General features: G+C 58.1%; 21 protein-coding genes and 1 pseudogene. 12 read left to right on the plus strand and 10 right to left on the minus strand.

Annotated elements, in window-relative coordinates; translation table 11 throughout:
- Positions 1 to 604: 604 nt before the first annotated feature.
- Both IHQ71_RS24450 and IHQ71_RS24455 read left to right on the plus strand, forming a co-directional pair.
- Positions 605 to 1669, plus strand: coding sequence for an HAD family hydrolase (locus tag IHQ71_RS24450; protein WP_258159006.1), 1065 nt, complete (start codon positions 605 to 607; stop codon positions 1667 to 1669).
- A 156-nt stretch (positions 1670 to 1825) separates the two neighbouring features.
- Positions 1826 to 2623: a DUF4118 domain-containing protein gene (locus tag IHQ71_RS24455; RefSeq protein ID WP_258159007.1), complete on the plus strand. Its 798-nt coding sequence runs from the start codon at positions 1826 to 1828 to the stop codon at positions 2621 to 2623.
- Positions 2624 to 2973: 350 nt separating this feature from the next.
- Here the strand turns inward: IHQ71_RS24455 and IHQ71_RS24460 are convergent, their stop codons facing one another.
- Together IHQ71_RS24460 and IHQ71_RS24465 are read right to left on the minus strand one after the other, a co-directional pair.
- Positions 2974 to 3198, minus strand: a complete 225-nt coding sequence (locus tag IHQ71_RS24460) for a hypothetical protein (protein WP_258159008.1) — start codon at positions 3196 to 3198, stop codon at positions 2974 to 2976.
- Positions 3199 to 3482: 284 nt separating this feature from the next.
- A pseudogene (locus IHQ71_RS24465) lies at positions 3483 to 3652 on the minus strand (integrase); the annotation flags it as partial.
- 133 nt (positions 3653 to 3785) lie between these two features.
- Between IHQ71_RS24465 and IHQ71_RS24470 the strand changes: the two are divergent.
- Positions 3786 to 4247: a nuclear transport factor 2 family protein gene (locus tag IHQ71_RS24470; RefSeq protein WP_258159009.1), complete on the plus strand. Its 462-nt coding sequence runs from the start codon at positions 3786 to 3788 to the stop codon at positions 4245 to 4247.
- Between the two features lie 154 nt (positions 4248 to 4401).
- A complete protein-coding gene (locus tag IHQ71_RS24475) occupies positions 4402 to 4926 on the plus strand; it encodes a recombinase family protein (RefSeq protein ID WP_258162941.1) in 525 nt (174 codons plus the stop codon).
- A 45-nt stretch (positions 4927 to 4971) separates the two neighbouring features.
- On the opposite strand, the gene IHQ71_RS24480 is transcribed toward IHQ71_RS24475, so the two are convergent.
- Positions 4972 to 5448 carry a hypothetical protein gene (locus IHQ71_RS24480; RefSeq protein WP_258159010.1) on the minus strand — a complete coding sequence of 159 codons (477 nt, stop codon included), beginning with the start codon at positions 5446 to 5448 and terminating at the stop codon, positions 4972 to 4974.
- A 139-nt stretch (positions 5449 to 5587) separates the two neighbouring features.
- On the opposite strand from IHQ71_RS24480, the gene IHQ71_RS24485 reads away from it, so the two are divergent.
- Together IHQ71_RS24485 and IHQ71_RS24490 are read left to right on the plus strand one after the other, a co-directional pair.
- A complete protein-coding gene (locus IHQ71_RS24485; protein ID WP_258159011.1) occupies positions 5588 to 6535 on the plus strand; it encodes a DUF4238 domain-containing protein in 948 nt (315 codons plus the stop codon).
- Positions 6536 to 6624: 89 nt separating this feature from the next.
- Positions 6625 to 6966, plus strand: coding sequence for a hypothetical protein (locus IHQ71_RS24490; protein ID WP_258159012.1), 342 nt, complete (start codon positions 6625 to 6627; stop codon positions 6964 to 6966).
- A 514-nt stretch (positions 6967 to 7480) separates the two neighbouring features.
- On the opposite strand, the gene IHQ71_RS24495 is transcribed toward IHQ71_RS24490, so the two are convergent.
- The 4 genes from IHQ71_RS24495 to IHQ71_RS24510 form a co-directional block, all read right to left on the minus strand.
- Positions 7481 to 8512: a hypothetical protein gene (locus tag IHQ71_RS24495; RefSeq protein ID WP_258159013.1), complete on the minus strand. Its 1032-nt coding sequence runs from the start codon at positions 8510 to 8512 to the stop codon at positions 7481 to 7483.
- A 95-nt stretch (positions 8513 to 8607) separates the two neighbouring features.
- Positions 8608 to 8790: a hypothetical protein gene (locus IHQ71_RS24500; RefSeq protein WP_258159014.1), complete on the minus strand. Its 183-nt coding sequence runs from the start codon at positions 8788 to 8790 to the stop codon at positions 8608 to 8610.
- Positions 8787 to 9143, minus strand: a complete 357-nt coding sequence (locus IHQ71_RS24505; RefSeq protein WP_258159015.1) for a hypothetical protein — start codon at positions 9141 to 9143, stop codon at positions 8787 to 8789. Before IHQ71_RS24505 ends, IHQ71_RS24500 begins: the two co-directional genes overlap by 4 nt.
- Entirely contained in the window at positions 9140 to 9328 is a 189-nt protein-coding gene (locus tag IHQ71_RS24510) for a DNA-binding protein (protein WP_258159016.1), read from the minus strand. The genes IHQ71_RS24505 and IHQ71_RS24510 overlap by 4 nt, the downstream gene beginning before the upstream one ends.
- A gap of 109 nt (positions 9329 to 9437) precedes the next feature.
- On the opposite strand from IHQ71_RS24510, the gene IHQ71_RS24515 reads away from it, so the two are divergent.
- The 4 genes from IHQ71_RS24515 to IHQ71_RS24530 all read left to right on the plus strand — a co-directional run bounded on the left by IHQ71_RS24515 (position 9438) and on the right by IHQ71_RS24530 (position 12598).
- Positions 9438 to 9791, plus strand: coding sequence for an Arc family DNA-binding protein (locus IHQ71_RS24515; RefSeq protein WP_258159017.1), 354 nt, complete (start codon positions 9438 to 9440; stop codon positions 9789 to 9791).
- Entirely contained in the window at positions 9788 to 11023 is a 1236-nt protein-coding gene (locus IHQ71_RS24520) for a site-specific integrase (protein WP_258159018.1), read from the plus strand. Before IHQ71_RS24515 ends, IHQ71_RS24520 begins: the two co-directional genes overlap by 4 nt.
- 301 nt (positions 11024 to 11324) lie before the next feature.
- A complete protein-coding gene (locus IHQ71_RS24525) occupies positions 11325 to 12206 on the plus strand; it encodes a lytic transglycosylase domain-containing protein (protein ID WP_374990053.1) in 882 nt (293 codons plus the stop codon).
- Positions 12207 to 12268: 62 nt separating this feature from the next.
- A complete protein-coding gene (locus IHQ71_RS24530) occupies positions 12269 to 12598 on the plus strand; it encodes a hypothetical protein (RefSeq protein ID WP_258159020.1) in 330 nt (109 codons plus the stop codon).
- 267 nt (positions 12599 to 12865) lie between these two features.
- Here the strand turns inward: IHQ71_RS24530 and IHQ71_RS24535 are convergent, their stop codons facing one another.
- Complete coding sequence (locus IHQ71_RS24535; protein WP_258159021.1) at positions 12866 to 13705, minus strand: sulfotransferase; 840 nt, start codon at positions 13703 to 13705, stop codon at positions 12866 to 12868.
- A 137-nt stretch (positions 13706 to 13842) separates the two neighbouring features.
- Here IHQ71_RS24535 and aguB point away from each other — a divergent pair, with 137 nt between their 5' ends.
- Together aguB and dxr are read left to right on the plus strand one after the other, a co-directional pair.
- A complete protein-coding gene (aguB, locus tag IHQ71_RS24540) occupies positions 13843 to 14712 on the plus strand; it encodes an N-carbamoylputrescine amidase (protein ID WP_258159022.1) in 870 nt (289 codons plus the stop codon).
- A 72-nt stretch (positions 14713 to 14784) separates the two neighbouring features.
- On the plus strand, positions 14785 to 15951 hold the full coding sequence (gene dxr / locus IHQ71_RS24545) for a 1-deoxy-D-xylulose-5-phosphate reductoisomerase (RefSeq protein ID WP_258159023.1): 1167 nt from the start codon (positions 14785 to 14787) through the stop codon (positions 15949 to 15951).
- Between the two features lie 46 nt (positions 15952 to 15997).
- On the opposite strand, the gene hemA is transcribed toward dxr, so the two are convergent.
- Positions 15998 to 17212 carry a 5-aminolevulinate synthase gene (hemA, locus tag IHQ71_RS24550; protein ID WP_258162942.1) on the minus strand — a complete coding sequence of 405 codons (1215 nt, stop codon included), beginning with the start codon at positions 17210 to 17212 and terminating at the stop codon, positions 15998 to 16000.
- 196 nt (positions 17213 to 17408) lie between these two features.
- Complete coding sequence (locus IHQ71_RS24555) at positions 17409 to 18209, minus strand: xanthine dehydrogenase family protein subunit M (RefSeq protein WP_258159024.1); 801 nt, start codon at positions 18207 to 18209, stop codon at positions 17409 to 17411.
- Positions 18210 to 18212 lie beyond the last annotated feature (3 nt).

Genomic DNA, 18212 nt, shown 5'->3' on the forward strand with positions numbered 1-18212 from the left:
GGGTTTGAAAGGCCATCTCATGCATCGATCATTCAGCCGGAAAGCAATGGTGCCAGCAGCCTCAGACTGCATCTAGGCGTAAAAATCACCAACAGCCAAATCGATAGCATGTTGCCCTGGGCCTATGCCGAGAAGCCGGAAGCCATGGCCTGACAACAACTATTCTGTGTCTTCAGTCGGTTTCTCGAAGAAGACTGGCCAACGTCCGTGCCCGACTCAGCGAGACCAGACGTCGTGAATGCCGAGACCGCAAATGAGAACGGGCGGGATCGCGGACCCCACCCAAAACATTAGCAACGCCTTTCCGGCCCAACGATCTCCTCGCTTGGAGTGCTCCTTTAGGACACGTGGCACCACGAAAAGGTTTGAGCTTCCACCAAACACGATCGGCATGTCAGACGGCCTCCCGTCCTCGCGCGCGAGTTTGCGCGCATACCAGAAAGGTGCTCCGCCCAATATGCCACTGATCGCAAGAAGTAATGCCACCCACCAGGGCATGCGCCTCTCCCAAAATTATGAGCCCAATCAGCTTCTACAAGCAAAAGATTAATACTCATTAGGTTCTGTAGAGTTGTCCCCTCATGTGTGGGATTACTCGAAATCGATGCCGAGCGTTGCCGTCAAGGTGCGGGCCGCCCACCGCTCTTACGAGAGAAACACCTCTTTTCTTTGGTGTCGCCGTCGCGTGGCCAGAAAGCCTGCCACCCCCGAGCGTCGGTATCACGGCATCGTGATGCTGCGACGCACAATCCCGAATGACGCAAAAAAAACAAAAAGTTGCCCTTATTTAGCCTCAATCAATTCCACGCAAAAAAATGTTAACGTCTCTCAATTTGCTAGCGATAAATTGACACATTTCGGCAAAAGTGAGAAATTAGTTTCAGATTCGGAGCGACTTGAAGATGAATTTAGCGCTTTGCCGTTGGGGCATTGCGACAAATTGATGGCGGCAAGAGTGTGTCGCCGACACAAAGAGGATGCCATGAGAAACGCGACAACGCCCAAACTCGTGGTCTGTGATCTGGACCAGAATCTTCTTCACAATCGCGAGGCGGAGAGTGTCCTTCTTGATACTTGGATGATGTGGGAGCGCGGGCACCGTCCTCTCTTGCTTTTTCACAGTGCGCGAACGACCGACGAGCTACAGCGTTTGCTGCCGTCTTCAGTACTTCCGCCGCCGGATTTCTTAATTGGTGGCGGCACGGGGTTGCTTGTTCGGCATTCCTTTTGGAACCATAAGCATTCGGAAGAGTGCGGCGGTGAGTTTGCCGGGTTCGCACCAGAACGCCTGCTCGCTTCGATGGCCTCCAAAGCGCTCGCGCAGTTGAATTCACCGTTAGAAGACGTGGCGTCGCCGTTTCCGAAGGTGGAGACCGCCGCTCTCACCTTGGCGGGTCCCCAGAGCCCGAGGGTACCTGTCGAGTACTTCATTCTCACCGGGGTCAAGCTGGAAGGCCCCGTCATCGGAACTTTGAACGGTCGACCGATCCGCGACATCGCCGTGAGCGAGTATGGAGACAGATACCGCTTCGTCGGGGTCGCGCCCAGAGAGCTGCGCGGACGGTATGACGTCTCGGCGCTCACGGATGGCGAGTGGATCGTCGAACCTGGACTTGTCTATCGCGTAGAAGCGACGACCTCATCGCGCCGCGTTCCAAAAAGCAAATAGCATGGCGTGCACAAGAACCCTGAGTCTGTTTCGCGAGACGAGAGCCATGGCGGCAAAGGAGCCTCGTGATGGCAGTCAAATCTCCGTGGGTCGACTTGAAACCCGGCATCGGGCCACTGCTACTCCTATGGTCAATCACAACTCAGGGAGACAGAGATGTCCGATCTGAACTTGAAAACCGAGCCCGACGACTTCCTGCCTGTGGCGAGTGAACCCCGCACAATGGCTTCGCGGGCGGGAGCCCGCACCGCCGTAGGCTATGTGGTCTCGGTCGCGATGACGGCGGTGGCAACGCTCGTGGCGATCGGCCTAGACAGCGGCATCGCGATTCCCAATTCGTCCCTGGTCTTCGTTGTCCCGGTCATCGTTGCGGCGGTTTATTTCAGCTTGGGAGCTTCCTTGTGCTCCGCAGTCCTTGGCGCTCTCTCCTATAACTTCTTCTTCACCGAGCCGCGTTACACGCTCATGGTAGACGACCCGTCCAACGTATGGGCGATTGCCTTGCTTTTCCTTGTCGGCATCATCGTGAGCACCGTCGCGTTCACCGCACGACGCCGGACCGCTGAGGTGGCCGTCCTTCGGAGACAATTGACGTCACTGCAGCGCTACGGCCGTGAAATCTCGGTCGCGCGCGATAAGAACTCGGCCGTCGTCATCACCGCTCGCACCCTTGCATCGGTCTTCCAGGTCCCTGCGGTCGCAATGGTCATGGATGGGGGTGGGATCGCCGCCATAAAGGCGGTCGGCGGCATTCAGCCCCAGGTGGCGGAATTCGACGCTGAAACCCGGATGAGCAGCAGCCATCTCTTTCAATATCGCCTCGTCATGGCCGCTATCCTTGATTCCAGTGCGAGCCTCGCGCAGATGCTCTGCCCAGTACTTCTCCCCCCAGCCCGTGGCGCTTTGTCGAAGCGCCGCTACTCTTCCCCGAATATCGTCGGCCTCGCTGGGTGACAGGCCAGATAGGCATGCGCCGGCATCCAGATGTTGCGAGACATCTCTGACATGCCTGCCGTTGAACAGCTCGACCGTGAGAAGCGCATCGGCTGGAGACATAGCCACTATGCGCTGCTCCACGCCTTGGCGCGACCAGCGCCATTCGTGATCGCTTTGCGTGTCCGAAGACACATCCGTGTTTTCCTCCACCATCGCAATTCCTGTGTTTCAATACGCGGCGTAACCGCAGACGGGCCGACATCCACAGTTGCGACCGAGTTCGACCTCGAACCTTGGCTGCGAAGCCATACATCGCGATGATGCCGCCGAAGGCGATGACGAACAAGTTGCCGACGAACGTCAGCGCGCTAGCGATGAGGGCGGCCGCGATCGGATAGACGTTGCGCCATGCAAGCGTTGCAGCTGCGATCGCAAGAAGGGGACATCACGAAGATGGCCGGTGCAACTTTGCCATCGCCTGGAAAATCGAATCCTTGCTCAACGACGGACGGCAGCGCCGAAAGCCAGCCCAGCATGATGCTGCCGGCGACTGCAAGCGTGGTGCCGCGAAGATCATGGCGGACGGCCAGCATGACGGCAGACCCGAACCTGCCTGCAGCACAGCCGTGAGAACGAGCAATGGCCATGCCGCCTGTGCCGCCAGAGATTTGTTCTGCTGGTATTCGCGTGCCATTTTTGATCTCTGAAACTAGGACCCCCTCGGTTGAGCATCAGCCAACACAAGGGGTATCCACACTAAGTTCGGCGGCGTGTGGCCATTGCCACTTGATTGGCTGAACTATGAGTGGTCTTTTCGGGGCGTCTTGACTGCTCATGGCGCGACGGCGACCACCGGCTTTCGCCGACGGCCGCGTTCTCAGAGCTCGATCTGCTCGGCGATCCGCAGCGCGTCGTCGATTTCTATACCGAGGTAGCGAACTGTGCTTTCCAGTTTCGTGTGTCCGAGAAGGATTTGGACGGCGCGCAGGTTGCCCGTCTTCTTTAGATCAACGCAGCCTTCGTTCGCTGCATCAAATGAATTCCATAAACACGTTGTTCGCCCGCCGCTATTCGGCGATAAGAATCTAGTGACTAAACTGTCCCGTGCCGGGCGGCTGTCAGGGCGCACCTTTGACCCACGCAAGCCTACAAACACCTTCACTACTAACCGGAGAACCAAATGAAACTCAGACTTTTCGCAAGCGCCGTAGCTGTTGCCACCGCATTATCGACCCTGCCCGCCTTGGCCGACGAAGCGACAGAGGCCGCAAACCTGCAACTCGTCACCACTGCCTATCAGACACTATTTGGCGACCATGACATGACGGCGCTCGAGAAATACTTCCGCGAGGATTACATCCAGCACAACCCGATGGCCCCACCTGGCCGCGCAGGATTGAAAAAATTCCTGACTGACATCGGCATTGAGAAAGGCCCGAAAACCACGTTGACGTATCTAAGGACCGCAGCTGATGGAGACTTGGTCTGGCTTTATTCGACGTCAAATTTTGGCCAGGGCGACATGGCGGTTATCGACATCTTCCGCGTCCAAGACGGCATGATTGCAGAGCACTGGGATGTGATGCAGGCCGTGCCTGCAACGACTGCCAGCGGCAACTCTTTTTCGGGCGACCTGAAGTAAGCGCTGCGTTGGGCCAGAGTGCAGATTCTGGCCCACCTCGCGCCGCGTCGTGACATCGACGCCACGTGCGTTGTCACGGTAATTGTTGGTGAAGGGGTATCGTAAACTTAAAGGCAACGAGGGCAAACCATAGCGCCGGCCGAGTTCGTCGTTCATCGCCGCAAAGGCCGGTTGCGAGAAGATTTTCGAAGAGAAGAAGTCAGGTAAGGCCGGCACGAAGCGTCCTTCGCTGGAGGCTGCTCTCGCCTTCCTCAGACCGGAAGATGTGCTCGTTGTCTGGAAGCTGGACCGGCTTGGACGATCCCTGGTCGAGATGATGCGGACCATTGACACCCTCAGACAGGACGGCGTCAAATTTCAAAGCATCACTGAGCACTTCGACAGCGAGACAGCCCATGGCCGGTTTGCGCTCCAGATGCATGGTGCCATGGCGGAATACTTTTTAGATCTCAACCGCGAAAGAACGATGGAAGGCCTGAAGGCCGCCCTCGCCCGTGGTCGCAAAGGCGGTCGTCCTCAGAAGCTATCTGCCGAGGACCTGGACGCCGCACGCGCGCTCCTAGCCGCAGGCACGATCTCTGTCGGTGATATCGCAAAGCGGATGGGGGTGAGCAGGCCGACGTTTTATAGCTACTTTCCCCAAGCCCGTCGTCGCGCGATGGATGTCGCGTCGATCTAGTGCCAGATGTCACCGGACAGGGCAGGCCTCTTCACCTGCATTCGATCAATTGTCGAGATATTGTCTTCGGTTTTTTTGCGCCCTGAGAACTGCGGACAGTGCTGATTCCTTGGCAGCCTTTTGCTCGGTGATCTGCGCTCTGCCGAGATCTTTTCCCTCGATAAGCTTCTGGCCACGAACATGCTCATGTGTGAGCGTAGGGCTATCCTCGTACCCAAAGCACTTGAGCAAGAACTTGCGACCATCGATCGCCGCTCGATGATCCCCTGCCCTCTTAGCATCCTCAATGTCACCGATCAGTTGGCTGAACATATCTGCAGCGTTGAATGAAATGATATCAGCCGTCTGTTTGATGACTGCATTTTGAAGTTCTTTAACGCGCCTCACGATGTATTCATTTGCATTCATCCGTGCAGCATTGCCTCTGTTAGCCTTATAGCCTGCGCTGATGTAGGCGTCGCTTGCGGATAAGCCCGAAGCAAGGGCTTGGGCGAACTTCTCGTGTTTTGGGTTTTCGAGCATTGCCGTGCCTATGACATTGATTTGATAGATTTATGTACAGGAAATTGGGATCTATGCCAACTCTAGTGCCAGCAAGGGATTCCATGATCATGCATTGCTGGTAAAATGACGGTTATCGATAGCAAGGTGGTTCGGTCCGATGCCTTCGCACAAGAAGCAGCATTTCATACCCAAGACGTATCTTTCCGCTTGGTGTGACCCCACCACGCCGGACGGCCAAACTCCGTTCGTGTGGAAGATTGAAGCGACAACAGGTCACGCGATCAAGAAGTCGCCGGAGAAACTTTTCCGCGAGACCGACATGTACACCATCAACATGCCAGACGGATCGCGAGATTTGCGAATTGAATACGGCCTGCAGCAAGTAGAGCAAGGTTTGGCATCACTTCGAAAGCAGTTTCTAGAACCCCGCAATATAGTGCCGGACGTTCGGCGAGCCAAGCTGCTCGCATTCCTTTCCGCGCTGTCCGCACGAACTCCCCGGTTCCGAGATCATCATCGGAAGCAGTGGAGAAAAGTTCTCAAGCTCGGAGAGGAATTAGAAGCTAGCGTCGCAAAGATGGCGCCTGAAGAACGGCGCAAGGCTCCAGCTCCACTCGTGAGCAGTAGATCATCGCGAACAATGACGATGGACCAGGTCAAGCTGTTGGTGGATCACCCGATCCAAGTGCTGCTTCCGTCGGTGATTCAGAGCGAGTTGCCAATTTTGGTTCAGATGCGAAGCATCGTCATGTTCGCGCCAGCGGGCAGCGCTTTCATCACATCCGACAATCCCGTGTCCAAGGCTCATCCAAAATCAAAAATCCATCCAATCTACGGCAGTCCCGGTATAGCGGGACGCGATATCGAGATTACGCTCCCTCTCTCGCCGAGAATGGCTTTGATGGTATGTCATGACCAACCCATGTCGAGAGGATTGAAGCCGATTGAGTATTTCGATGCGCCAGCAGAAGCAGTCAGGCAGATAAACTTGCGCACCGCCGCGGGTGCAGACGAATTTCTGGTCTCAAGCGCACCGGGGCCGGATTGGGCATGGATCGGCTTAGAGCGCTTGACGCAAGACGATGACGATGATGATGATGATTAGGAAAACCAACCCCCGCATGAGCCGCGAATGGGTTTGCGCGCCTGAGGTAGGTCTCGACGGATCGCGGATCCCGATGTCTGGTCACTTCCATGATGCGGAACAGGCTTTTCCTGTTTATCGGCCGCCGAGGTAATGAAGCCGGCGCGAAGAGCGTCTCCAAAGATATCGTCGGTCCACTGATTGCCGCCGGCGTCCTGGTCGTTCTTAGAGCGGTGGAGGAACACGTCGACGCCCTTGTCGCTGAAGGTCAGGCTCTCCATCGTCACGGAGACGAGCTGGGAGCGACGGAACGCACCGGCGAAACCGAGGAGTACCAAAGCGCGATCAGCGTGTCTGAGGAAATGCGAGCCAAGATCGCATGGACGACCTCCGGTGTGGCCGGCGCCTTCTGGAGGGGCTTTATGCCCACAGTGCGCCGGAACCCTTCATGATCGCCGCAATGCCAACGTCCTTACTAGGGCTCGCCCCCTTCGAGCCGCGGTGAAAGAACGGGATGGCAACCAGCTTTCTCACGATCGTCGATATCTTCTTCCGCTCGGTTGCCATCTCCGAAGCATGGTTCGCCACGCCTGGGCTGATGCCAGGGCCGTCCTGCCTTGGGTGACCACCATAGCCGGAGATCGGCTCAGCCCGCGGCATACTCGCATCCTTTGGGCGATCGGATGGCAACATCTAGCGATCAGAGGAATTCTCGCAACCCATCAGCTTCGGCTTTCTTAATGAATGCCTCAAACCGATCGATCACCGGACAGTGTTCCGCTCTAGCCATCGTCCCTCATTCGCTTCGACAAAATTTTTTCTGCCGTTGGCCGAAAAAATGCGCAAATCACCTTCGAACAGCCATGAAGAGCCGGACACTCCCGAGGAGAGGGGCGAAACCCACACCCAAGAGTACAGACCTCTCTCCATATGTAAGACCGTTCGTGGTTAAGGGTTTGAGGCCGTTCAATATTTTGGCTCCACGCGGAGGGCCTCAAATCCAGCCTCATAAGCTACCTGAAACATCGTCCGCTCGAGCTGGTCAGCATGTGATCTTTGGACTAGAAAACTATCGTGAACAGGAAGCACCGTGATACCGGCCATCATCATGATATGCATTATAGCCTCTGCCATATCGCTATCCATCCGCATCAGTTCTGCTCCCTTGTCGGAATGAAAGGCGTGGGATATCGGCCCGTGCCGAGCGCGAAGTTCAGCCATCAAGTGGTCAGCGGCGGTGAAGGAAGGCTGACTGCCACGCTCGGCGATTTGGCGCATGTGCTCGTGGTGAGCGACAGCGTAGCGGGCCTGGTGCTTGTTTTTGGAGTTGACAAGGATCAGGAGCGCGACCTTCACAAGATTGCGCGGCCATCCTTGAATATTATAGCAATCTTCAGGAAGCGTCGAGCCAACCTGAGCATAAAGCATGGCGGGGTGCAGCGTCTTATAATCGATCTCGGATACCGGTTCACCTGCGATGGTGATTTGCATACGTGCTTCTTTGGGCATCGACTGCCAACTCCCTCCGAGCGCATAGAAGCGCCCGCCCCGGTCAAAAGTACGGTTAAAGATTCGGACCATGGCGCTAGGAATGACGCCGGTAAACAAAGTACCGCGAACTTGTTCATTCAACTCCGCCAGTCGCTTGCGCATCAGGCGAGTTTCACCGCTGTCTCGATAGTCAAGATAGTCACCATCCTTATCGCGAAGTATGATGCTCTCGGCAGGAGGCAGGCACTTTAGAGGGGGGCCTTGCTCCAAGATTAGCCGGGTACGTTCCACCAGTCCCGGGGTCGCCTTGAGCGCGCTTTGCCAACCGCGGGTGCCAGGTTTGGCTTTGTCGTGATACGCCAGTCCCAGACCAACCAGATAGTCGGCGGAATGGATGACCTTCCTTCGCGAATAGAGCTCAGACTTGTATCGATTTGTGGTGACGTAAAAATTTCCGTTGCGGGAGTACGACACCCACCCTTGGGCGATATACAACGCCAGGATCATCGCGGCCGTTGTTCGGGTCCCGCCGAACTCATGGTTCAATGCCAACCAATAGGGCAAATAATCCCAATCAAGAAACAGCGGAGTTTGGGCGCCGGTCAGACGAAAACCCCCTGGTCAATCCGTATAGTCGCGGCACACACGACGTATCCGTCCTCGGCGAAGAGGCTGAAATTTTCTCGAAGGATCGGGATAATTGGTCGAGGTGATACCGCGTGCTCGCTGAGCCACATTGCGGCCTCGGTGACGGCAGGATTGTCCTGGTGGTTGATGCCGATCATGGCGACACCTCGCCGATAAAGTCCAGGCCGGTTTCGACCTCTTCCAGCCATTTCGTTTCGCGGGAGATGACGAGATTCTCCAGTTTGCTGGACGTGCTGGACCTATGGAACGGGTTTGAACCCATACGAAAAGGCCAGAGGGCACAATTCACGGCAACGCACTTCCTCGCTTCCGCAACATTGTCGCCTGAGCAATCAATGCACTTAGCGCGTATGGCTTTGATTGGGCTCTCCTTGTGTCCCAGTAGGCGAATATCGGCTAGTGGAACTTGACGCGGGTCACTGCCGATCAGTCGACCGCCATCGGCTTCATAAGGCGACATGTCAAGGAAAACTGCTTGAGACGGTTTCATGCCGCGTCTTCCAGAAAGAATGCGACCAGCTTTGAGCGAGATGTCACCCAACGCTCGCCCACCTGCTTCGCAGGCAGCTTACCCGTGGAAAGCATGTAATGGGTTTGGCGGACGCTGCGGCCGATAAGTTTGGAGATTGCTTCCAAGCCCCAGACAAGGTCGAGTGCCGGATCGATCGGTTCCATGATTGCCTCTCATAGTTAGTCACTATCGTTTGATAGTAGTGAGTTACTTCCCTTGCAGTCAACTGGAAAAAGTAGTTAGTCACTATGATTGTGTTGGAGTGAGTACAGAATGGCGCGTGGTGATTATCCGAGCTCGAAGCAGGACCAGTATGTTCTGCGGTTCCCTACTGGTATGCGTGATCGCATCAAGGCCGCTGCGGAGCGCAATGGTCGCAGCATGAATGCAGAGATCGTAGCCACACTGGAAGGAGCTTACCCAGATCTCGTCGACCGACACGATGAGTTTGTGTTCTTCGACACACTCAATGACCTGCAACGCGATTTGATACAACGCATTGAATATCTTAGGCAAATTCGCTTGAGGGAGTTTAGGAATGAGGCTTCTTCAGAGTTCCTTGAGGCGTGGGCCGATCGCCTTAACGGAACGCTGAAACCCGCGGACCCGAAGGAGACTAAATCGTGAGTGTGCGCAAGCGCGAATGGACGAATGCAAAAGGCGCAGCGAAATCGGCCTGGGTAGTCGATTACGTCGATACTAAGGGCAAGCGGAGACTGAAAACTTTTGCCAAGAAAAAAGAGGCCGATACCTTTGCTGCCACAGCCTCTGTGGAGGTGCGAGAAGGCGTCCACGTTGCGGACAGTGCAAGCTCGACAATCGAGACGGCGGGCAAGTTATGGCTCGCTAGCGCCAAGTCCGAGGGGTTGGAACGCGCCACGATCGAAGACTATGAGCGTCATCTTCGGCTTCACATAGTGCCTTATGTCGGCCCTTCGAAGCTTTCGGCTCTCACCATCGCGAAGATCCGAGGCTTTGAAGATGAACTCCGGGGTGCCGGCCGCTCACCTGCTATGGTGAAAAAGGTGCTCGTCAGTCTCGGCACACTGATCGCCGACGCGCAAGAGCGCGGTTTAGTTGCTCGGAACGTGTTGCGTGACATGAAGGCACGCCGCGGCTCCGGTGAAAGCCGCCAAGAGAAGCGCCAAAAGGGCCGCCTGAAGATCGGCGTCGACATTCCCACGAGGGAGGAGGCAAAAGCTCTTGTCACCACGATAGCCGGCCGTTGGCGTCCCTTGGTCCTTACGGCGACATTCTGTGGCCTGCGCGCCTCCGAGCTCCGCGGTCTCCGATGGCAGGACATAGACCTCGATAAGAAACAAATTCGCGTTCAACAGCGTGCAGATCGGTTCAACGATATTGGCAAACCAAAATCCTTCGCCGGTGAGCGTTCGGTTCCGGCGCCTCCTATGGTGGTCAATGCACTAAAGGAGTGGAAGCTCTCCTGCCCGAAGAAGTATATGGGAAAGGTCGACGCCTGTGGCGAGAAGATCCGGGTCCTCGATCTCGTCTTCCCGAATGGCGAGGGTAATGTCGAGCAATTGAATAACATTCTTCGGCGAGGACTTCACCCAGCCTGGATCAGAGCCGGCGTCTCTTCGGAGACCGAGGAAATTGACGCAAAAGGCCGGCCGATCGTCGCGGCAAAATATACTGGCATGCATACGCTGCGCCATTTCTTCGCCTCGTGGTGCATCAATCGCAAGGAAGACGGAGGGTTGGGTTTACCTCCGAAAATGGTCCAGGAACGCATGGGGCATTCGACCATCGCCGTCACTATGGACCTTTATTCTCACCTATTCCCTAGAGAAGACGACGGCGATGAGATGGCAGCGGCAGAACTAGCTTTCATGGCGTGAGCGCAACACGAATGCAACATGATCCTCTGAAACGCTCGAAACCTCGACAATGTAGCAGATTCCTAATCTGGGGGTCACTGGTTCGAATCCAGTCGGGATCGCCATTCCAATCAGTGACCGATTGCTCCCCGTCGCAACGGGCTTGCCCAAGATTTCCGGATGACAGCGGCGGCTTCATGCGACATGTTTTGCGGCAGACCGAATTCTGCTCCGGTGCTGGGCAGTAAGAGGACTGGTTGCGCGATGGAGGTAACCGGTGAAAGCGTTGCTAAAGCTCGTCACGTGCTGCCTCGTCTTCGTAATGTCGGGAGGCAGCGGCTCTGCAGCCTCCGTGGACCAACCGGTTGTCGCCAAAAAGGAGTGCCTTTTCGAACGTCCGGCAAAGCCTGGCGTCCTCCGAATCTGCATCCGTTCCGCAAGCTATCCACGTGACCTGTGCCGCGCCATCAAGCGGTTCTCGGTGGAAAACGACCTGCCGCCCGAATATTTTGCCCGGCTGATCTGGCGCGAGAGTCTCTTTCGCGCCGATGCGGTCAGCTACAAGGGTGCCGAGGGCATTGCGCAATTCATGCCGGGCACCGCAAAGCTGCGCGGCCTGGCCAACAGTTTCGACGTGGTGCAGGCGCTAGAGGCGTCTTCCCGCTACCTGAGTGAATTGCGCGACCGGTTCGGCAATCTCGGGCTTGCTGCGGCTGCCTATAATGCCGGCGAAAACCGGGTTGATTCCTTTCTTCGCAACGGCCGGCTGCCGCTGGAAACGCGCGATTACGTTTTTGCCATTACCGGCAACCCGGTCGAGGCATGGCAGGACGATCCGCCGAAAAGTGCCGCGGATTCGCTGGACCCGGAGCGATCCTTCGTCAGCGCCTGCATCCGGTTGGCGGTGAGCCGGAATCTTCGCGAGCCGATCCTCGTCCAATCCCTCGACTGGGCGCCCTGGACTGTCCAGCTTGCCGCGAACTTCAATCCAATCATAGCGCGGCGGCTGATGACCCAGTCCGTCGCCAGGTTGCCCGAGCCGCTGAGGAGCGAGAAAGCCCTGATCGTGCGGCAAAAGCGGGTGAAGCCGGGGATGCGGCCGAAATATCAGGCAAGAATCGGCAAGGAGACAAGGCAGGAGGCCATCGCGCTCTGCGATTCGATCCGAAAGGTCGGCGTTGCCTGCGCCGTGGTCAAGAATTAGGTTTCAACGGCCCGCCTCCGGCCCTCGGGTCATTGGCGGCGCACGATCGAAGGAAATCCACCATGATACTCAGGCGCTGGCACGCAACGATCCGCAGCGAGGATGAGAAAGCCTATATCGATTACATCATGGCGACAGGCGCCAGCGCCTATCGCGAGACACCCGGCAATCTCGGTTTTCAGGTCCTCTCGCGCGATCTCGGCCGAGGCGTCACTGAGGTCGTGACGCTCAGCTGGTGGCTAGACATCGCCGCCATCAAGGCATTCGCCGGAGACGACTACGAGCAATCGAAATACTATGCCGATGACGACCGGTTCCTGCTGACCAAGACCGATCGCGTCGAGCATTATGACGTGGCGATTTCCGACATGCAGCTTCCGGCAAGTTCCTAGAGCGCTTCATTGTTAAATGGAATCAGTTCTGTGGCTCAAACGGAGTCGGCTGATCGACCGGCCGGCGCGCGTCGTAGCCAGCTCTACGGCCAAGCCGGCCGGTCGATCAGCCGGCCCGTTTCAGCCAACCCGAAGGGCCGGGCATCTTTCCGCCATAACCGGTGGCGTCGGTCTCGGTCGTACCTAAGGGTACGACGCTCGCCCGCCGCCTTGGTCCTGACGAAAACCTGCTCCGGCAGAACTGCTTCCATTTAACAATGAAACGCTCTAGCGCGTCCGCTCGAAAAACGCCTCGCCCAATGCGGATTTCAGATAGGCGTCTTCCGCCGCCGTCTTTTGTGTGGCGCGGGCGACGACCCCTTCGGGTATTTCCAGCTTCTGCGTGGCATGCACCTCGGCGGTCAGGTATTGGTATGTCTCCAGCCGCTCTATGCCGAGGAAATCCTCGATCTTTGCCAGGAAACCCCGGGGATCGGCCCGCATCTCGCCATAGGGCAGGATCAACAGGTTCTCCTTGCCGAAATGGGACTGCCAGAGCGGAATGCCCTGGCTGTAAGCGCCCCGGTCTTCGTGCTTCCTCATCCGCCTGTACAGGCGCATCCATTCGCCATCGTTCGTCGGCACCTTGGTTCCGTAGTCGCGCTGTGCCAGCATCCTGATTTGGGAGAGTTCGCGATCGAGCGGACGGCGGACGATCAGGATCAGCTTGGCTGCACCGAGCAGTTCCCTGGCATAGACGACTTCGGCTTCGGAAATCTCCAGATAGCCGGGCGTGATATCGCCCTTGCGCACCCCCTCCGCCACCGGCCAGGAGAACGCCTCCCGGTACCAGTCGAGCGAAACCTTATCGTGGGCGACGACACGTTCCAGATAGCGGATGAGGTTCCGGTTGGCGGCGTCCCCTTTGCGCTCTTCCCTGGCGACGGCCTTGCGCGCCAGTTGTTGATGCCGGTGTCTCAGCTTCAGATCGTCGGTTCCGATCCGGTCGAAGAAGTGCAATTCCTTGATCGGCGGCATGAAGATTTGCGGATGTTCCTGCAGCACCTTGTAAAGCCAGCTTGTGCCTGCCTTCTGGGCGCCGATACATAGAAAGTCGGGAAGGTTCACGCGGATCCTCTATCTGCCATTATCAAGTGACAATGATGATATCAGCAGTTACGGATGCTGTCTAACCGCTGGAAATGGCGTTGATTTTCACCGCAGATCGCCGGTAGCATGGCGCCATACGCGAAAGGGTTCCAGACATGCGCAACGTGACAATCGCCGCCACACAGATGGCCTGCAGCTGGGATATCGAGGGCAATCTCAAACGCGCCGAGGCATTGATACGCGAAGCAGCGGGACGCGGCGCTAAAATCATCCTCATCCAGGAACTCTTCGCCACACCCTATTTCTGCCAGGACCAGGATGCCGAGTTCTTCACCCATGCTCATCCGTTCGACGGCAATCCGCTGGTCGCACGTTTCGCCCGGCTCGCCGAGGAGCTCGATGTGGTCCTGCCAGTCAGCTATTTCGAGAAGGCGGGTAAGGCCTTCTTCAATTCGGTGGCGATCGTCGATGCCGGCGGCAAGGTGCTCGGCAATTACCGCAAGAGCCACATTCCCGATGGCCCGGGTTATACGGAAAAGTTCTATTTCTCGCCGGGCGATACCGGCTTCCGCGCCTGGCAGACCAGATTCGCCACGATCGGCGTCGGCATCTGCTGGGACCAGTGGTTTCCCGAAGCCGCCCGCGCCATGGCGCTCAAGGGCGCGGAGATTCTCTTCTACCCGACAGCAATCGGCACCGAGCCGCAGGATGCCTCGATCGACTCCTCCGGCCATTGGCAGCGCGCCATGCAGGGCAGCGCCGCCTCCAACCTCGTGCCGCTCGTTGCCTCCAACCGGATCGGAGCCGAGCCCGGCCGCCACGGCACGGAGATCACTTTCTACGGCTCGTCCTTCATCGCCGATTCCACGGGCGCCAAAGTGGTCGAGGCCAACCGCACGGACGAGACAATTCTCACCGCCACCTTCGACCTCGATGCCATCGAAGCGCAACGCCGGGCCTGGGGTCTGTTCCGCGACCGGCGGCCGGAACTCTATGGGCCGTTGCTGACGCTGGATGGCGGCTGACCGGTCTTTCTTGCCCACATCCTCAAGACTCTGTAGTTAGAGGGACATGAGGAATCGCTCGGTAAGCTTGGCATGACCAACCGCATCACCATTCTCGGATCGACCGGTTCGATCGGCGTCAGCACGATCGACGTCATCGGCCAGCTCGGTGAGGGCTATGTAGTCGATGCGCTGTCCGGCAACGGCAATATCGAACTGCTGGCAAGCCAGGCGCGACAGACCCACGCCCGGCTGGCGGTCACCGCCGATGAAAGCCGGTATCACGATCTCAAGCAGGCGCTTTCCGGCACCGGCATCGAGGCTGCGGCCGGTCGCAGCGGCTTGGCGGAAGCAGCGGACGGCGACGCATCGCTGGTCATGGCGGCGATCGTCGGCACGGCGGGGCTTGCGCCCACGCTGGCCGCCGCCAAGCGCGGCGCCAATATCGCGCTCGCCAACAAGGAGTGCCTGGTCTCCGCCGGCGACCTGTTCATCCGGGCGGTCGAGGATGGCGGCGGCACGCTGATCCCGGTGGACAGCGAGCACAACGCGATCTTCCAGGTCCTCAACGAGCATCATCGCCACGCGCTGGAGCGGATCATCCTGACCGCATCGGGCGGCCCGTTCCGCACCTGGACCCGCGAGGCGATGGCGAATGTGACGGCGGCGACGGCACGCGCCCATCCCAACTGGTCGATGGGCCTGAAGATCTCGATCGATTCCGCCTCGATGTTCAACAAGGCGCTGGAGATGATCGAGGCCAAACACCTGTTCGACGTTCGGCCGGAGCAGATCGAGGTCATCGTCCATCCGCAATCCGTCATCCATTCGATGGTCGGTTATGCTGACGGGTCGGTGCTCGCCCAGCTCGGCTGCCCGGATATGCGCACCGCGATCGGCTATGCGCTGTCCTTCCCGACGCGGCCCACACTCAATGTCGAGCGGCTCGATTTCACCAAGCTCGCGCGGCTCGATTTCGAAGCCCCCGACGAGGACAGATTTCCGGCGCTCAGGCTTGCCCGGCTCGCCATGGAGCGCGGCGGATTGCAGGGTGCGGTGCTCAATGCCGCCAAGGAAGTGGCGCTCGAAGCATTCATCGATGGCCGCATCGGCTTCCTTGAAATGGCCGACATCACGGAATCGGTCATGGACCGGATGGCCGCCACACCGTCGGCATCCTCGATGGATGACGTGTTCGCCGCCGATGGCGAGGCGCGGAGGCTTGCAAGCGGCCTCATTGGTACAAGCGCCGCCGCATGAAAAGCCGCCCGGAGGCGGCTTCATCGAAGTCAGAGAGCGATAAGGGTCACGCCACGGCGCGGGCCAGCGCGCAACGTGCCCACAGCTGGGCAAGCGAGCCAACCAGATGCTCGATATCGGCATCCGAATGATACGGCGCCGGCGTGATGCGGAGGCGCTCGGTCTTCTTCGGCACCGTCGGGTAATTGATCGGCTGAACGTAGATGCCGCAATTGTCCAGTAGCAGGTCCGAGATCCATTTGCACTTGGCCGCATCCTTGACCATCACGGGCACGATATGGCTCGGATTGTCGAGATGCGGAATGCCGGCCCGATCGAGCGCCGCGCGCAGCTTGCGGACGCGGTCCTGATGCCGTGCCCGCTCGAACGGGCTGATCTTGAGGTGCTGGATCGATGCCAGCGCGCCGGCCGCGATTGCCGGCGGCAGCGAAGTCGTGAAGATGAAACCCGAGGCGAAAGAGCGGATGAAATCGACCAGTGCGGCGGACGCCGTGATATAGCCGCCCATGACGCCGAACGCCTTGCCCAGCGTGCCTTCGATCACCGTCAGGCGATGCATCTGGCCGTCGCGCTCGGCAATGCCGCCGCCGCGCGGGCCATAGAGGCCGACGGCGTGAACTTCGTCGAGATAGGTCATCGCGCCATACTGGTCGGCGAGATCGCAGATTTCCTTGATCGGCGCGATATCGCCATCCATCGAATAGACGGATTCGAAGGCGATGATCTTCGGTGCCTTGGGGTCCGCAGCAGCGAGCTTCGCGGAGAGATCGTTGAGATCGTTATGCTTGAAGATCACTCGCTCGCATTTCGAATGGCGGATGCCCTCGATCATCGAAGCGTGGTTCCCGGCGTCAGAGAACACGATGACGCCAGGGATCTTCGAACAGAGCGTGCCGAGTGTCGCCCAGTTGGACATGTAGCCGGAATTGAACAGCAGGGCCGCTTCCTTGCCATGCAGGTCGGCGAGCTCGCGCTCAAGCAGCACATGGTAATGGTTGGTGCCCGAAATGTTGCGGGTACCGCCCGCGCCAGCGCCACAGGTCTCGATCGCATGCTTCATGGCCGCGATCACCTTGGGATGCTGGCCCATGCCGAGATAGTCGTTGGAACACCAGACGGTGACCTCTTGCTCGCCGTTTTCGGTGTAGCGGGTCGCCTTCGGGAAGTTGCCTGCCTGACGCTCGAGATCGGCAAAGACACGGTAGCGGCCTTCTTCGTGCAGGCCGTCCAGCGCATCCTTGAAAAAGGCTTCGAAATTCATCATTCGCTCCAGATATTCGCCATCCGTTTTGTTTTGAATCATTCCAATCGTCAACCCCTGCGATGAGGATTCGGATATTCCGCGGCGGTATGGCGCATCACTTTTTCGGGTGGTAGTGGAACCTTTGCTATCTTAAACGAGAAAGGCCCGTCTTGATATCGATCAAGACGGGCCGGAAGCAACCAGATTTGGCGCATCAACCGGCAACAGTGACCGCGCGCTTGGCCATGACCTTGACCAGGTTGGCGCGATATTCCGACGAGCCGTGAATATCCGACAGCATGTCGCTGGGATCGACGCTTTGCGAGGCGACCGCATCCGGCGACCAGTTTGCCTTCAGTGCTTCTTCCATTCCATGATGGCGGAAGACGCCATCGGAACCAGCCCCGGTGACCGCGACACGGACATCGCCGCTGGCGCTCTTTGCCACGAAGACGCCGGTCATCGCATAGCGTGAGGCCGGGTTGCGGAACTTCTCATATCCGGCTTTGGCGGGTGCCTCGAACTCGAAGGCAGTGATGATCTCGCCATCCTCCAGCGCCGTTTCGAACATGCCGGCAAAGAAATCGTCGGCCGCGATCGTCCGCTTGTTGGTATGGATCGTCGCGTTGAGCGCCAGCACGGCCGCCGGATAATCAGCGGCCGGATCATTGTTCGCGACCGATCCGCCCATCGTGCCCATATGCCGGACATGCGGATCGCCGATCATGCCGGCAAGCTCGGTGATCGCCCGGCATGCCTGGCGCAACGGCTGCGAGGCCGATACGTCGAAATGCGTGGTGCCCGCACCGATTCGAATACGCGACCCGTTGACCTCGACGCCCTTGATGTCGGCGATATGCCGGATATCGACGAGATCGGCGGGCGAGGCAAGCCGCTGTTTCATGGTGGCGATCAGCGTCATGCCGCCGGCCAGATACTTAGCCTCGCCCGACTGGCTGAATAGTGACGTGGCTTCCCCGACGGATGAAGCGCGATGATAATTCGTATTGTACATGGC

Source organism: Rhizobium sp. TH2 (genome assembly GCF_024707525.1).
In the GTDB taxonomy this organism is placed as follows: Bacteria; Pseudomonadota; Alphaproteobacteria; order Rhizobiales; family Rhizobiaceae; genus Rhizobium_E.